The sequence below is a fragment of the Alcaligenes sp. EGD-AK7 genome (genome assembly GCF_000465875.3).
GTDB classification, from domain to species: domain Bacteria; phylum Pseudomonadota; class Gammaproteobacteria; order Burkholderiales; family Burkholderiaceae_B; genus Alcaligenes; species Alcaligenes phenolicus.
This window is the reverse complement of sequence record NZ_AVOG02000045.1, coordinates 205,692-220,802: the sequence shown is the minus strand read 5'-3', so window position 1 is coordinate 220,802 and position 15,111 is coordinate 205,692. Positions and strand designations below refer to the sequence as shown.

General features: G+C 59.4%; 13 protein-coding genes. 11 read left to right on the top strand and 2 right to left on the bottom strand.

The features are described 5' to 3' along the window. Positions 1-38: 38 nt before the first annotated feature. Genes tssA through tssG form a run of 7 tightly spaced genes read left to right on the top strand, consistent with a single transcriptional unit; the run spans position 39 to position 7,228 of the window. Positions 39-1,109, top strand: coding sequence for a type VI secretion system protein TssA (tssA, locus tag N879_RS15350; RefSeq protein WP_009455526.1), 1,071 nt, complete (start codon positions 39-41; stop codon positions 1,107-1,109). A 27-nt stretch (positions 1,110-1,136) separates the two neighbouring features. Continuing rightward, the gene (gene tssB, locus N879_RS15345; RefSeq protein ID WP_009455528.1) at positions 1,137-1,694 is read left to right on the top strand and encodes a type VI secretion system contractile sheath small subunit; all 558 of its coding nucleotides are present in this window, start codon (positions 1,137-1,139) and stop codon (positions 1,692-1,694) included. Between the two features lie 12 nt (positions 1,695-1,706). After that, positions 1,707-3,200, top strand: coding sequence for a type VI secretion system contractile sheath large subunit (tssC, locus tag N879_RS15340; RefSeq protein ID WP_009455530.1), 1,494 nt, complete (start codon positions 1,707-1,709; stop codon positions 3,198-3,200). 50 nt (positions 3,201-3,250) lie between these two features. Further along, on the top strand, positions 3,251-3,733 hold the full coding sequence (locus N879_RS15335) for an Hcp family type VI secretion system effector (RefSeq protein WP_009455532.1): 483 nt from the start codon (positions 3,251-3,253) through the stop codon (positions 3,731-3,733). A gap of 29 nt (positions 3,734-3,762) precedes the next feature. After that, positions 3,763-4,305, top strand: coding sequence for a type VI secretion system baseplate subunit TssE (tssE, locus tag N879_RS15330; protein WP_021447237.1), 543 nt, complete (start codon positions 3,763-3,765; stop codon positions 4,303-4,305). Beyond that, a complete protein-coding gene (tssF, locus tag N879_RS15325; protein WP_009455539.1) occupies positions 4,302-6,188 on the top strand; it encodes a type VI secretion system baseplate subunit TssF in 1,887 nt (628 codons plus the stop codon). The genes tssE and tssF overlap by 4 nt, the downstream gene beginning before the upstream one ends. Beyond that, positions 6,152-7,228: a type VI secretion system baseplate subunit TssG gene (gene tssG / locus N879_RS15320; protein WP_235484323.1), complete on the top strand. Its 1,077-nt coding sequence runs from the start codon at positions 6,152-6,154 to the stop codon at positions 7,226-7,228. Before tssF ends, tssG begins: the two co-directional genes overlap by 37 nt. Positions 7,229-7,231: 3 nt before the next feature. Here tssG and N879_RS15315 read toward each other — a convergent pair whose 3' ends face one another. Next, a complete protein-coding gene (locus tag N879_RS15315) occupies positions 7,232-7,822 on the bottom strand; it encodes a hypothetical protein (RefSeq protein ID WP_009455543.1) in 591 nt (196 codons plus the stop codon). After that, entirely contained in the window at positions 7,819-8,208 is a 390-nt protein-coding gene (locus tag N879_RS15310; RefSeq protein ID WP_009455547.1) for a TssQ family T6SS-associated lipoprotein, read from the bottom strand. Before N879_RS15310 ends, N879_RS15315 begins: the two co-directional genes overlap by 4 nt. Positions 8,209-8,394: 186 nt before the next feature. On the opposite strand from N879_RS15310, the gene tssJ reads away from it, so the two are divergent. The 4 genes from tssJ to tssM are packed head-to-tail and all read left to right on the top strand — an operon-like array spanning position 8,395 to position 15,111. After that, positions 8,395-8,898: a type VI secretion system lipoprotein TssJ gene (gene tssJ / locus N879_RS15305; RefSeq protein WP_235484320.1), complete on the top strand. Its 504-nt coding sequence runs from the start codon at positions 8,395-8,397 to the stop codon at positions 8,896-8,898. A gap of 23 nt (positions 8,899-8,921) precedes the next feature. Continuing rightward, a complete protein-coding gene (tssK, locus tag N879_RS15300; protein ID WP_009455549.1) occupies positions 8,922-10,244 on the top strand; it encodes a type VI secretion system baseplate subunit TssK in 1,323 nt (440 codons plus the stop codon). Between the two features lie 14 nt (positions 10,245-10,258). Beyond that, positions 10,259-11,515 (top strand): DotU family type VI secretion system protein, encoded by a 1,257-nt coding sequence (locus N879_RS15295; RefSeq protein ID WP_009455550.1) that lies wholly within the window; start codon positions 10,259-10,261, stop codon positions 11,513-11,515. Continuing rightward, a complete protein-coding gene (gene tssM / locus N879_RS15290) occupies positions 11,512-15,111 on the top strand; it encodes a type VI secretion system membrane subunit TssM (RefSeq protein ID WP_021447236.1) in 3,600 nt (1,199 codons plus the stop codon). Before N879_RS15295 ends, tssM begins: the two co-directional genes overlap by 4 nt.

Here is a 15,111-nt window from a genome sequence, read left to right as displayed (position 1 = left end):
TAGACTGGCTCCGTGATCAGTTATCCGAGACGACAGCTATGGTCGAAGGAATACAGGAGCAGTGGCAGCCAGCCTGGATTTTGGCTACCGGCAATGCCCATTACGGCGACAACCTGGAATACGAAGCCGACTTTCTGGCCTTGATGCAGGCCTTGCAAGTACAGGGCGAGCAGCAGTTTGGCCAAACTATTATCCCGGCTCAGGTTCCGGACTGGACGCGCATCGTGCGCCTGGTGCAGGACTTGCTGGACCGCTCGGCAGATATTCGCTTGCTGGTGGTACTGGCCCAGGCGAGATTGCAGACAGGTGGATTGCCCGCCTTGGGGGAGGTGTGCGACTGGCTGTTGAGCGCCCTGCAACAAGGCTGGGAGCACGTTCATCCGCGTCTGCACGACGATGGCGAGCTGGACCCCTTGCCGCGCGTCAATGCGCTGGCCGGGCTCTCGGCTATTGATGGTCTGGGTCGCCTGATGCGTGAGGCTCCCGTGGTCAGCCTGGGGCATCGTCAACTGAATTTACGTGAAGTCGGCTATGTGCTGGATGGCAGTCAGAAAGATAGCGGCCTGCCGGGTCGTGACCGTCTGGTTGAAGAGCTGCGCCGTGCCTTTGCCGCCGGCCAAAGCCAGACCGTGGCCTTGAGTCGTCTACGTCAGTTCCGCCATGAGCTGGAGGCCTTGGTGCATCGCCATCTGGATGCCGAGTGGTCCGTGCGTCTGGACGGAGCCTGGGACACCGTGGAAGCCGCCTGCGCAGTGCTGGACGCGGCAACCTCACTATCTGCTCCTTCCGCTCCCGAGCCTGTGCAGGCAAGCGACCCCACCATTCCTGTGCCCCCGCAACCTGCTCATCAGGTCGCTCCGGTGATGGGCTTGGCGAGTTGGCAAAACCTGCATGTTTCATCCCGTGAAGAGGTGGTGTTGTTGCTGGACAAACTGGTGGCGTATTTCGAGCAGCACGAACCCAGCCATCCTGCCCCTTTGCTGCTGCGTCGTGCCCAGCAACTGGTGCCCATGGGTTTTCACGAGCTGATTCGTGACCTGGCTCCCGGTGCCTGGGATCAGATCCAGGTTTTCATGCCTCGATCCGAAGTGGCGACAGCCGCTTCTTAATTCCATAAATCAACTGGAGAAGACCTGATGTCTGTGAAATCCAATTCTGGCAGCGGCCAGAAATTCCTTGGGCGCAATCGGGCTCCGCGTGTGCAAATTGAGTACGACGTTGAACTGTACGGCGCCGAGCATCGTGTGCAACTGCCATTCGTGATGGGTGTGCTGGCGGATCTGGCCGGACACAATACGGAGAACCAGCCGGAGCTGGGCGAGCGCAAGTTTATGGAAATCGACGTGGACAACTTCGATGACCGCATGAAGTCCATCGCACCCAAGCTGAACATGCAGGTTCCCAACAGCCTGAAGGGCGATGGCGTGCTGGGAGTGGAAGTGTCTTTTGACTCCATGGACAGCTTCTCCCCGGCTGAACTGGCCCGTCAGATCGAACCTTTGGCTCGCCTGCTGGAAGCTCGTACCCAGCTGGCGAATTTGCTGACTTATATGGATGGCAAAAGTGGGGCGGAAGAACTCTTGTCCCGTCTCCTGCAGCAGCCCGAACTCTTGCGCGCCCTGGCTGGTCGCCCGCCCCAGGCCCTGACGATGGACGAGTCCCAGCCCGATCAGGACAACGAGCCCAAAGCATAAGGAGCCCACCCCATGACTTCCACCCAGACATTGACCGCCACTCGCGACACGGCCCAGCTGGATGAACTGTCCAGCCTGTTGCAGCAAGAGTTTCGTCCCAAAACCGAGCAGGCTCAGCAGGCGGTTGAGTTTGCCGTCACCACGCTGGCCGAGCAGGCGTTGGACCAGTCCGTGACTTTGAGCGATGACGCCTATCAAACCATTCAGGCGGTGATTGCCCAGATCGATCAGAAGATGACCGAGCAGATCAATCACATCCTGCATCACCCCGAATTTCAGCGGCTGGAAGGGGCCTGGCGAGGTTTGCACCATCTGGTCAGCAACACCGAAACTGATGAGCTGCTGCGCATTCGGGTGATGCCCGCGACCAAGAAGGAATTGGCGCGCAACTTGAAGCGCTACAAAGGGGTGGCCTGGGATCAAAGCCCCTTGTTCAAGAAGGTGTATGAACAGGAATACGGCCAGTTTGGTGGCGAGCCCTTTGGCTGCCTGGTGGGGGATTATCACTTCGACCACAGTCCGCCGGATGTAGAGATGCTGGGGGAACTGGCCCGTATTGGCGCGGCGGCCCACAGCCCGTTCATCGCGGGAGCGGCGCCTTCCGTGATGCAGATGGAGTCCTGGCAGGAGCTGGCCAATCCGCGTGATCTGACCAAGATCTTCTCCAACACCGAGTACGCCGCCTGGCAAAGCCTGCGCGAATCCGACGATGCCCGTTATCTGGGCCTGGCCATGCCCCGCTTTCTGGCGCGTTTACCTTACGGTGCACGTACCAACCCGGTTGATGAGTTCGACTTCGAGGAAGACACCGACGGAGCCAGCCACGACCGCTACACCTGGGCCAACTCGGCCTATGCCATGGCGGTGAATATCAACCGATCCTTCAAGCATTTTGGCTGGTGCACGGCAATTCGCGGTGTGGAGTCGGGCGGTGCGGTCGAGAACCTGCCTTGCCATACCTTCCCCACGGACGATGGCGGTGTGGACATCAAATGCCCCACGGAAATTGCCATCAGTGATCGCCGCGAAGCCGAGCTGGCCAAGAACGGATTCATGCCCTTGGTACACCGCAAGAATTCCGATTTTGCGGCCTTTATCGGCGCCCAGTCCTTGCAGAAGCCCCAGGAATATTACGACGCAGACGCTACCGCCAATGCCCGTCTGGCCGCGCGCTTGCCCTATCTGTTTGCCTGCTGCCGTTTTGCGCATTACCTGAAATGCATTGTGCGCGACAAGATCGGTTCCTTTCGCGAGCGCGACGATATGGAGCGTTGGCTAAACAGCTGGATCATGAATTACGTGGACGGCGACCCGACCAACTCTTCGCAGGAAACCAAGGCACGCAAGCCGCTGGCCGCCGCCGAAGTCTCGGTGCAGGAAGTACCGGACAACCCCGGTTATTACGCTGCCAAGTTCTTCTTGCGCCCGCACTACCAGCTGGAAGGCCTGACGGTCTCCCTGCGCCTGGTGTCCCGTTTGCCTTCGCTCAAAGGCGAGCAGAACTGATTCCCACCCTGGCCTTTTGATGGCCTTATTCGACCTCCAAGGAGAAAAGCGTGTCTGTTGATATGTTCATGAAAATTGAAGGCGCCAATGGCGAGTCCAAAGATTCTAATCACAAGGATTGGACTGATATCCAGTCCTTTTCGTGGGGTGCCTCGCAACCGGGCAGCATGAGCTCGGGCGGTGGCGGTGGCCAGGGCAAGGCCAATTTCAACGATCTGCATGTGGTCGCTCGCATCGACAAGGCCGCGCCTGCCGTGATGAAGCACTGCGCCAGCGGCAAGCACCTGGGCAAGGTGGAGCTGTCGGTGTGCAAGGCCGGTGGCGAGCAGGTGGAATACACCAAAATCACCCTGGAAGAAGTGCTGGTGACTTCGGTTCAGCTCAATGCCGAGCGCGATGTGGAAAGCGTAATGGTCAATTACTCCTTCCAGGCCGCACGCGTCAAACAGCAGTACTGGGAACAGTCCGACCGCGGCAGCAAAGGTGCTGAAACGCTGGTGGCCTGGGACATCAAGCAAAACAAAGAAGCCTGATCGGGCTTGGGTTTTCAGGCAGGGCCGCTATGGACCGCTTTCGCTTACCGGGACGCCGCGGGGCCGCGCTGATGCGCGGTCAGGCGGATCGCTTGCAACCTTGTCTGCTGGACAGGCTGACCGACGAGCGGCCCGATCAAACCTGGGAACCTCCCCAGCCCATGAGCCAGTACCAGATGCGTCAGGCGGTATTGCGCGATCTGGGTCATTTGCTCAATACCCCCAATCAGGGCGCTACCCCCTTGATGCAGGCCTTGGCTCATGTGCGCCGCTCCTGCCTGAACTACGGCATGAGCCCGCTGGCGGGCAAGACCATGAGCGAAGTGGAATGGCTGGATGTGGAAGAAGCGCTGCGTACCGCCATCCTGCATTTCGAGCCGCGTATTCTGCCCGATACCTTGCAGGTGCATTGTCTGGATCACAGGGCTCAGCGCGATTTGCATAACGTCTTGAGCTTGCGTATTCAGGGCCATGTCTGGTGCGAGCCGTATCCGCAGGAATTCTTGCTGCGCACCAGTATTGATCTGGAAAGCGGGCAGTTGGACCTTGAAGAGAGTTACGCGTCGGGATGAATCCGGAGCTGCTGCATTACTACAACCGTGAATTGGCTTACCTGCGCGAGCTGGGAGCCGAATTTGCGCAAGCCTACCCCAAAGTGGCGGCCCGTCTGGGTGTGCACGATACGGCGGTGGCGGACCCCTATGTCGAGCGTCTGCTGGAAGGATTCAGCTTTCTGACGGCTCGCATTCAGATGAAGATGGACGCGGAATTTCCCCGTCTCAGCCAGCAGTTGCTGGATGTGATTCAGCCTTCCTGGTTGATGCCCACCCCCAGCATGGGACTGGTGCAGTTTCGTCCCAGCATGAGCGAAGGTGCTCTGGCCAAAGGCTTTACCATGCCGCGCCACACCGCCTTGCGCTCCCGTATTCCAGCCGGAGAACAAACCGCCTGCGAGTTTTCTACTTGCCATGCCGTGGACTTGTGGCCCATGAGCTTGTCGCAAGTCCGTTTGGGGGATGTGGCGGCTGATCTGCCTCTGGCGGCTTTAGGTAGCCGGCAGGCTGCACAAGCCCGTTCGGCTTTGAAACTGGACTTCACGGTGCATGGCGGTTTGACACTGGAGGAGCTGGCTCTGGATGAGCTTAGCCTGCATCTGGACGGCCCGGAATCTGACAGCAGCTTGCTGCTGGATGCCTTGCTGCGGCAGGCGTTGGGGGTGTTCATCCAAATGGAGGACGAGGCCCCACAATTCCTGGCTACGTCTGATTGTCTGACACACGATGGCCTGGAAGATGATCAAGCCATCTTGCCCATGGTGTCTCACGAGTTCTCCGGCCATCGCTTGCTGCGGGAGTATTTCGCCTTGCCGGGCCGTTTTGCTTTTGTACGGCTGCGTGGTCTGCAAGCAGCTATCGCCAGAGGACGTGCGCAGGAGCGAAAAAGCCGCCGCTGGAGCCTGCATATTGTCCTTAAGCAGGCTTGGCCCGATCTGGCGGCACGCGTTGGCCCTGGCCATGTGCGTTTGTATTGCACGCCTGTCGTGAATTTATTTCGTCGACGCAGTGAACGCATGGCCTTGCGCCCTCAGGCAACAGATCATCATGTGGTCATGGACAGAACGCGTCCCATGGACTTTGAAGTTTGCCTGATGGAGCAAGTGCAAGGACATGGCCGACAGGGCACGGACGATGTGCTGTTTCGCCCCTTGTATGCCAGCACGGCGCAGGATGCAGGACGCTATGGCAGTTACTACACTGTGCGACGCGAACCGCGTGTCGTGTCTGATACTCAGAAACGCTGGGGTGGCCGCAGCAGTTATGGCGGTAGCGAAGTGTATTTATCTCTGGTGAATCAGCACGAGCAGTCCGAGTTTTTCGGCATGAATCAGATCAGCGTCACGGCCTGGTGCAGCAACCGTGATTTGCCCTTGCTGCTACCGCGCTCGCCCGAGTCTGACTTCAGCCTGCAAGTTTCGGCCCCTGTGGCCGGTGTCAGTTTATTGGGTGGTTTGACCCGTCCTCGACCTGCATCAACCGGCGGCCGTCAGGCCTGGGATTTGATTTCACAGATGAGTCTGGCCCAGTTGGGTGTGGCCCAGTCCGACCCTAAGCAGGCTGCAGGTCGCTGGCGTGCCTTGCTGGCCCCGCATGTGGACAGCGCTGATGCCGGTGCCTTGCGTCAGTTGGCTTCCATTGTGGCGGTGCAGGCACGGCCTGTGCAGAGGGCCATGCCGGTGCCAGGACCCTTGGTGATGGCGCGTGGCGTGCATTTTGAGGTCACGCTGGACCAAAGTGGTTTTCCCGGTGGCCGTCCCTTTGTTCTGGCCGCCGTGCTCAGTCGTTATCTGGCCCGTCATGTCAGCCTGAACAGTTTTGTCTCTACCCAGTTTCGTTCCGAGACAGGGGTGGAACTGGGAGCGTGGGGGCCGCAAGCAGGTACGCGGGCGGTGCTGTGAACCGGGCCGAGCAGGAACAGCTAAAGCCCCAGGCTTCTTTGGAAGAGCTGGGCCGTATCATTCAGCAATGGCCTTATGGCCATGATCTGTTTCGGGTTTTGCGGGCCGTCGATGCCTTGCAAGCCGCCCAAGGCCAGCCTCGTTTGGGAACCGCGCCTACGCCTCGCCAAGAAGATGTGCGGGTAGGTCAGCCGCCTAGTTTGGCTTTTGCGGCCTCCAGTGTGCAAACCGCTCGTTGGGACGATGAACAACTGCATCTGGATGTGCAGGGTTTTGGTTTGTGGGGGCCCAACGGCCCTTTGCCGCTGCACATGACGGAGTACTTTTTTCAGCGTAGTCGCAACTTTGGTGACCGCGCTGGTGTGGCCTTTCTGGACCAGTTTCACCACCGTCTGTTTTTACTGTTTTTCAGAGCCTGGGCACAAGCGCAGGCAGTCTGTGACCTGGAACATGATCAGGATGGTTTTACACGCTGGCTGGCCAGCCTGGCCGGAGTCGGGAGCCAGAGCGAATCGGCTCCCATGAGCGACCATGCGGTCCATTTTCAGGCACCCGCGCTGGCGTCTCAAACCCGTAGCGCGCCTGCTCTGCAATCGCTTCTGGCCAGCTATTTCCAACTGCCCGTCAGCATTCAGCAGAACGTGCCGGCTTGGGTGCCGCTGGATGATCAAACTCAGGTCAGCCTGGGCCGCAGTTGTTCGGGGCTTGGGAAAAATACCGTTCTTGGCGCACGTATTCTGGATGTGCAGCAAACCATACGAATACGGATTGGCCCTTTGAGTCGGCAGGACTATGGACGCTTCTTGCCAGGTCGTCCGGCCTGGCGACAATTGCGCTATTGCCTGGCTTTGTATCTGGGCTTGGAGTGGTCGGTTCAGTTGCAACTGGTGTTACAAGCCAGCGAGCAGCCTGATCTGGGTTTGGGGGCGGGCTTGGGTCTGGGCCAGGAGACCTGGCTAGGTCAGCCCGGCACACAGGACAGAGCGGATCTGTGCCTGTTTCTGGACAGCCGTCCAGATTGGCAAGATCCGCGCAGCTAAGGCTTAGGCCTGACGCATTCCCTGCAAAAGATCGAACTCGTTTTCCTTGTCGGACAAGGTGCTGACCCACTCCGGGGCGCGACCCAAATCTGGCTGCCAACTGGCTGCCGGAATGGTGCTGTCGGTGCTGGGTGAACTGGCTGGTTTGGCTGCTGTATCGAAGGGGTGCTTGTCCGAGGGCGCAGGCATGGGACCACCGACCGGGACCATGCCGGGAACATGCAGATCTGCGAAAGGATCGGCCGCCGGCGCAGCTGCCAAAGGCGTTTCATCCTGTGTGACGGGGCTGACTCCCGATTCCACCCGGTAGTGCATTTCCCCCAAGGTCAGGCGATCCCCATTCTGCAAGGTCTTGACCTGTGCCAGTGCCAATTCGATGCCATTCACGGCGACCTGACCGTCTGCGCTAGCTCGTTGAATCGTCAGCACATCGTGCTGGCGACGCAGGTAAGACAGCACGGGCGGCGTTTGATTGTTATCGGGCAAAACCAGATCAGCCTGAGTCCAGGAACCGCAGACCAGACCGGGTTCAGGAACAGGGCGCGGGGCTCCACCGGACTCTGCTTGCAAACGCCAATCTACAGCTGTGCTCATGGCTGTGCTCCTGCCACTTTTTCATAAACCGGGCCCCAGGTGGGGTGACCGCGCTCGGCCTGGGCCAGGGTAAAGCCAGGGTCTACAGCCCGTGCCTGCTTGAAACGCTCTTCACACAAAAAAGTGTAGTCGCGCACGCAAAAGCTGAAGGCCTGCAGTTTCAAGGCTTCGCTGTATTGATTGGGTGCGGCAGCAGGCAGGGTGCTGGAGCGGCCCACTTGCCGGATCACGGTGCTGTAGTCACCTTCATTAAAGGCAGAGCGTAATTGCTCCAGTTCAGCTTCGGCAGCCGGGCTGAAAACAGCCACTGGCTTGTTCTGAGTTTGGGCGCAGGCTGTCAGTAAAAGGGCCAGAGCCGGAACGATCAGGCGGGCAGGTAAATACATGGCAGGAAAAAGAAAAGTTGTACTTGCCCTCAAGACTAGGAAAGGAAAAAGACAGCCACATGACATGACGCGGACGGTTTTGTAAGAGTTGTTGCGCAAGGGTAAGCACCGAAACACCCCGTGTCCTTAACAAAGTTGTCGTATTCATGCTTTTAGATGGGGCGCATTGCCATTCAAGGAGACATCGTGACCGTTCGCCGATTGCTTCGTTTGTGCGCGCTGCTGATGCTGGGGTTGCTGGCCTCGTGCGCGTCCACCTCCAGTCGCATGGCCGTGCCCTACGAGATTGTTCTGACTGCGGATGAACAGCTCAACCCGGATGCCACGGGTCGGCCTTCCCCGGTACAGGTGTTTGTGTTCGAGCTGCGCTCGGGCAGCACCTTTGAATCCAGGGACTTCTTCGCCCTGCAGTCCGACCCGCAACAAGCCTTGCAGGCGGATCTGCTCAATGTGGAGCAGATCGTGCTGCGCCCCGGCCAGACCCATACCTTCAAACGGCCGGGCGATTTGCAAGCCACCGCTGTTGGCGTGGTCGTAGGGTATCGCGAGCTGGATGCCAGTGTGTGGCGTGTCCTCTTGCCGCTGCCCGAGTCGCGCACCACCAATATCTACAAGTTCTGGCAGTCGGCCCCGGACGCCGTCCAGGTCAGTCTGCAATTACGCAAGAACGCCATTCATGTCGTTGATTGATGGGCGTGGAACGGAATATTTCAATGGATAAAGTCATTTGGACCGAAGGGCTGTTTTTACGGCCTCAGCATTTTCAGCAGATGGAGCGCTATCTGGAGCACTATGCCCACGCCGGAAGGCGGGCTGCGCAGCCGTTTTGCTGGGGCTTTGAAACCTTGAGTCTGGACGAACAGGCCCTGAGTATGGGCAGTGTCGCCTTACGCGAAGCGCGCGGTTTGTTGCCGGATGGCACGCCCTTTGATTGCAGGCCGGGAGCGATGCAGATTGTGGCCTGGACGGCCCCCGAAGTGGTGCGTCCCGAGCGTCTGATGCTGGTGCTGCCTCGTCGTCAGGCCGGGCGAGCAGAGATTCAGTTTGATGGGCACAGCTCGCGTCGTTCGCGTTATGTGGTCAGCGAGCAGGATTTGTATGACAGCAGTGGTTTGTCACCTGAACCCTGCCTGTCGCAGCTGGGGCGTTTGCAGCCTGTTTTGCTGCCCGAATCCGAGGTGTATGAAGACAGTGTAGCCATGCCCGTGGTCCGCATTATGGAGCGCAGACCCGACCGCTCGCTGGTGTTGGACCCGGATTTCATTCCCCCTATCTTGTCCATTCAGGCCCATGCCCGGCTAAGTGCTCTAAGCGCGGATGTACAGGCGTTATTGCAGGCCCGTGCCCAAGCTTTGGCGGAACGTCTGGGGCCGGGAGGGCGCGGGCAGGGCGATGTGGCCGACTTCATGATGCTGGAGCTGGTCAATCGCTATCGGGCTGCCTTGTGGGCCATGGAGCAGCGCGTACACGTACATCCTGGCGAGCTGTATCAGGCCTGGATGGAATTGCATGGTGCTTTAGCTACCTACACCCAGGACGGGCGTCAGCCGCTGATCTGGCCTTCCTATCAGCATGACGATCTAGCCCAGTCCTTTTTGCCGCTGGTGCTGGAGTTGCGCCGTGCTCTGTCCGTGGTCCTGGAGCAGCAGGCGGTGTCGATTGCGCTGGAGGACAAGGGGCAGGGCGTACGTCTGGCCCAGATTGCGGATCGTGCGCTCTTGCGGCAGGCGGGTTTTGTGTTGGCCGTGCAAGCCGATTTGCCCGCCCAAACCGTGCGGCAGCATTTTGCGGCACAGGTGAAATTGGGGCCGGTAGAACGCATCCGCGATCTGGTGCATCTGCAATTGCCGGGCATCGGTTTGCAGCCTTTGTCTGTCGCGCCACGAGCCTTGCCGTATCACGCAGGATTCACCTACTTCGAGCTGGAAAAAGGCGGCGAGCTGTGGCGTCAGCTGGAGCAGAACGGCGCATTGGCCCTGCATTTGGCCGGAGACTTCCCCGGCCTGCAACTTGAGTTTTGGGCAATACGCCGCTGACCCGGAGCATGGCTATGAACGAGACAGTTTCCTGGAATAACGGCCCGGTCCCGGACGAGCGCCGATCGCGGGCGGATGCACCGCGCTTTGTTCCGCAGGGGGCCAATCCCCTGTTGGAGGCCGCCAACCCTTTGCTGGTGATGGTGTCCGATATACGCCGCAGCGCCCGACATGCAGACCCGGCAGGTCTGCGTGCCAAGCTGGTGGCTGAAATCCGTCAATTTGAGTTGCGCGCACAGGCCGTGCCCGTGGCCAATGAAACCATTTTGGCGGCTCGTTATTGCCTGTGCACGACCTTGGATGAGGCGGCCGCGCTAACCCCTTGGGGGCAAGCCGGAGTCTGGTCCTCGCACACTTTGCTGGTCACTTTTCATAATGAAACCTGGGGCGGCGAGAAGTTCTTTCAGCTTCTGGATAAATTGATGCAAAGCCCGGCGGCGCATTTACAGCTGTTGGAGCTAATGTATTTCTGCCTGGCTTTGGGTTTTCAAGGCCGCTATCGCGTGCATGAGCAGGGCGCCAGCCAGCTGGAAACCGTGCGCCAACGGCTGTACATGAGCTTGCGCCAGTATGGGCAGACGGTACCAGCCGCTCTGTCCCCGCATTGGCGCGACAACCCGGCGCAGAAAGTTGGCAAGCCTTTGCCTGTGCCTATCTGGGTGGCCGTTTGTGTGGCCTTGCTGCTGTGCTTGTTGATGTATCTGGGTACCAGTCTGTTGCTGAACCGGCAGTCTGATCGGGCTTTCGAGGACATTGTGGCTTTGCGCCTGCCGGCCTTGCAGACACAGGGCCAACCACCGTCTAGTGGCGTCGCACCGCCAGCACCTTTGGCCTTGGCAGAGCTGCTGGCCCCCGAGGTGGCCGAGGGTCTGCTGACCGTGCGAGATCAGGCCGATCGCAGCGTCATTATCCTGCGCGGCGACGGCCTGTTCGATTCAGGAGCTGACCAGATCCGTGCGCCGTTGCTTCCCGTTATTGCACGTATCGCAGATGCAGTGGAAGCCGCGCCGGGCTTGGTGCTGGTAGATGGCTATACCGATAACGTCCCCATACGCAGTGTGCGCTTTCCTTCCAATTTTCATCTCTCGCAGGCTCGTGCCGATTCGGTCAAGGCCGTCTTGCAGGAGCGCTTGAGTCAGCCAGAACGTGTACGCGCACAAGGCCGGGCCGATGCTGCGCCTGTGGCAGACAATGGCACCGCTCAAGGTCGGGCACAGAACCGACGGGTGGAGATCACGATCGTGCCCTTGAGCAAGGAGGCCGGGCAATGACACGTCTTTTGAGTCTGGTCTTTAGCCGTAGCGTCTGGACCTTTGTGGGTGTGCTGATTCTGCTGGTGCTGATCTGGTTGCTGGGGCCTTTGTTGGCGATTGGCCAAACCCGGCCATTGGAAACCGAGCCGTCGCGCTGGATTGCGATGGCTGTGGTGGTGGTGTTCTGGTTGCTGCGCTTGTTGTGGCGCAGCTGGCGTGAAGGCCGCTTGAACGCGCAGTTGCTAGGCCAATTAAGCCGCCCGGCGCAGAAGGCATCAGCATCGAGCAATACGGCTACGCCGCATCCTTTGCAAAGCCAGTTTGATGAGGCCATCGAACTGCTCAAGCGGATTCGCTTCGGTTCGCATATGGGCGGACGCTTGCGCTCCTTGCTGTCGCGTCAGTACGTGTATCAGTTGCCCTGGTATGTGTTCATCGGTGCACCCGGAGCAGGTAAAACCACAGCGCTGGTCAATTCCGGCTTGCAGTTTCCCTTGTCGGAGCGCTACGGAAAAACGTCTCTGCGAGGTGTGGGGGGCACGCGCAATTGTGACTGGTGGTTTACCGACGAAGCCGTCCTGTTGGATACGGCAGGACGCTACACCACGCATGAAAGTGATCCGGTAGGAGATGAGCAGGAATGGCGTGGTTTCCTGGGCCTGCTCAAGCGCTATCGCCGCAGGCAGCCGATAAATGGCACTTTGCTGACTATCAGCGTGCCAGATTTGTTGTCCAGCACGGCCGCGCAACGTCACGATCATGCGCAGGTCTTGCGCCAGCGCCTGGCTGAATTGCGCGAGCGTTTGGGGATTCAGTTTCCTATCTATGTGCTGGTCACCAAAATGGATTTGCTCCAGGGCTTTCAGGAGTATTTCGACCATTGTGATCGTCAGGAACTGGAGCAGGTCTGGGGCTTCACCTTGCCTTATGAAAGCTCGCGCGAAGCGGGATTTTCCTTGTCGCATACCTATGGGCGCGAGTACGAAGCCTTGCATCAACGCCTGGAGCGTGGTCTGGCGGCCGTGATGGCCGAGCAGCCCAACGAAAGCGTGCGTGCCGAAGCCTATCTGCTGCCACAACAGTTTGCTCGCCTGGGGCCGGTGCTGGAGGAGTTTCTGGAACAGGTGTTTAGCCAGTCCCGCTTCGAGGCACCCCTGTTGCTGCGCGGCGTGTACTTCACCAGTGGTCGGCAAGGAGGTGTGCGTCTGGATCAGGTGCGGGACTCCATGCGCGAGTATCTGGAAGTGGATGTGCAGGCGGATCAAGCGCAGCCAGTGGCCGGTCAGGGCCGCAGCTATTTTCTGACCCAGCTGCTGAAAGAGCTGATCTTTCAGGAGGCCGGTGTTGCAGGCCGCGACGAGCGCTGGGAGCGCCGCGTGCGCTTGCGTCATTTTCTGGTCTACGGTCTGGTGGCGGTGGGTGTGTTGCTACTGGGGCTGGCCTGGAGTCGCAGCTTTCTGTTGAACCGCAGCTATGTGGAGCAGGTTGAAGGACGTGTTCCGCAGGCTCAGCAACAGGCGGACCAAACACAGGTGCTGGATACCACCCCGGCGGTCGGCTTGCTGCCTTTGCTGGATATGTTGTCGTTGCTGCCGCAAAGCGATCAGTTTCCCTTGAATGCGCCCGGTTTGGAGCGGCGCATGGGCCTGTATCAGGGTGACAAGATGAAGGCCGCTGCCGATACCGTCTACCAACGCGCTTTGGAGAAATTGCTGGCCCCCTTGCTGGCGCGTCGTATCGAAACCGTGTTGCGTAGCGAGCAGGCGCAGGACCTGGAGTACGGCTACGAGGCCCTGCGCGCCTATTTGATGCTATACGACACGCGGCGCTATGACGCTGCCCATTTGCAGACCTGGTTGCTGGGCAGTTTGAAGCAGGACTTGCCGGCTGGCTTTACCCAGTCGCAATACGACAGGCTGGAGAGCCATGTCCGTGCAGTGACGCAGGCGGGCTTGCTCTTGAATCCCTTCCCGCGCAATGAAGCCTTGATTGAACAAAGCCGGGAACGTCTGGCGCGTATCAGTCTGGAGCAGCGCACTTATAGCCGCATGCGCCGTATTCTGGCCGCCACACCCGGTTTGATACCTATGTCGGTCTCAGGCATGGCCGGGCCATACGCGGCCTCTGTATTCAAGCGCGAAAGTGGCAAACCGTTAACCGAAGGGATAGACGGTCTGTACACCTACGAGGGGTACTGGACCGTGGTTGAACCACGTATCGACAGCGAATTGCAGCAGATGCGCGAGGATGACCGCTGGATTCTGGGGCTGGATACGGGCGCAGGGCAGTCCGAGGCGGCGCGTCGTGCGGCAAGCCAGGAGCTGCGTCGTCTGTATCTGCTGGATTATGTGCGTGTGTGGGATGAGTATCTGGCTGATTTGCGCCTGCTGCAAGGCGGCAGCTTGCTGGAAAACATTCAGCTGGCCCGCACCTTGTCCATGGCCGATTCTCCCTTGAAGCAGTTGGTCCAGCAGGTGGCTTTGCAAACTCGTCTGTTGCGAGAGGATGCGCAGCAGGGGGCCTCTTTGGGGGCACAAGCCAAAGTGCGGCTGGACGATACCCGGCAGGCGTTGGAGCAGATGTTTGGCCCGGTCGGCTTGGAGGGTAGTCGTCGTAATGAGCCCCAGGCCAAGCAGGTAGAGGCGATTGTGGATCAGCACTTCGAGCCTTATCACCGTCTGGCCTCCAGTAGTGGCGGGGCACCAGCGCCTATTGATGGCACCCTGGAGTTGCTGGATGAGTTCTATGCTTTCTTGACCTCCTCGGATGCTGCTCTGCGCAGCGCGGGTACACCGCCGCAGTCCAATGTCTTGACCAAGTTGCAGGCAGAGGCAGGTCGGTTGCCTGGGCCTTTGCGTGATGCGCTGGATCAGTTTTCGGTAGGTGCTTCTGCCGAGATCGCGTCGCGGACTCAAGCCAGTTTGGGGCAGTTGGTAAATGCCACTATTGGTCAGTTTTGCCGTAGTGCGATTGCCGGTCGATATCCCTTCGCCGCTCAATCCAGGCAGGATGTCGCACCTAATGATTTTGCCCGCATGTTTGCGCCGGGTGGCTTGATGGATGCCTTTTTTCAAGAGCATCTGATGCATCAGGTGGATATGTCAGGTGGACGCTGGCGTTTCAAACCGGGCATAGATGGGCAGGCAGCGGCCAACTTCCGTTATCTGGATGCGTTTCAGCGTGCGGCTGTGATTCGGGATGTGTTCTTCCCGGCAGGCAGTAATCAACCGCGTATTGATATGGCGTTCACTCCGGTTCAGCTGGATGCAGAACTGTCGCAAGTGCTGCTGGATGTGGATGGCCAGGTGCTGCGTTATGCCCATGGCCCACAGGTTGCCATGGGGGTACAGTGGCCGGGGCCGCGCGGGGGCCGTCAGGTCAGTCTGGAGGCACAGCCACAGTCCGAAGGCTCGGGGATGAGGGCGACCGGTGCCTGGGCGTTGTTGCGATTGCTGGACAAGGCACAGCCTGTATCGGGTGCGTCTGCCGGGGCACAGCGCTTGTCTTTTGCTTTGGGGAGTCGTCAGTTTGTGGTGGATGTGGTGGCCAATAGCTCCAGGAATCCGTGGCGTTTGGCGGAGATGAGAGGGTTTAGCTGCCCGGGGAGCCATTGA

Coding starts and splice junctions, on each gene's coding strand:
- tssA (WP_009455526.1), top strand. CDS start 39: ATGGTCGAAGGAATACAGGAGCAGTGGCAGCCAGCCTGGATTTTGGCT.
- tssB (WP_009455528.1), top strand. CDS start 1,137: ATGTCTGTGAAATCCAATTCTGGCAGCGGCCAGAAATTCCTTGGGCGC.
- tssC (WP_009455530.1), top strand. CDS start 1,707: ATGACTTCCACCCAGACATTGACCGCCACTCGCGACACGGCCCAGCTG.
- tssE (WP_021447237.1), top strand. CDS start 3,763: ATGGACCGCTTTCGCTTACCGGGACGCCGCGGGGCCGCGCTGATGCGC.
- tssF (WP_009455539.1), top strand. CDS start 4,302: ATGAATCCGGAGCTGCTGCATTACTACAACCGTGAATTGGCTTACCTG.
- N879_RS15315 (WP_009455543.1), bottom strand. CDS start 7,822: ATGAGCACAGCTGTAGATTGGCGTTTGCAAGCAGAGTCCGGTGGAGCC.
- N879_RS15310 (WP_009455547.1), bottom strand. CDS start 8,208: ATGTATTTACCTGCCCGCCTGATCGTTCCGGCTCTGGCCCTTTTACTG.
- tssK (WP_009455549.1), top strand. CDS start 8,922: ATGGATAAAGTCATTTGGACCGAAGGGCTGTTTTTACGGCCTCAGCAT.
- N879_RS15295 (WP_009455550.1), top strand. CDS start 10,259: ATGAACGAGACAGTTTCCTGGAATAACGGCCCGGTCCCGGACGAGCGC.
- tssM (WP_021447236.1), top strand. CDS start 11,512: ATGACACGTCTTTTGAGTCTGGTCTTTAGCCGTAGCGTCTGGACCTTT.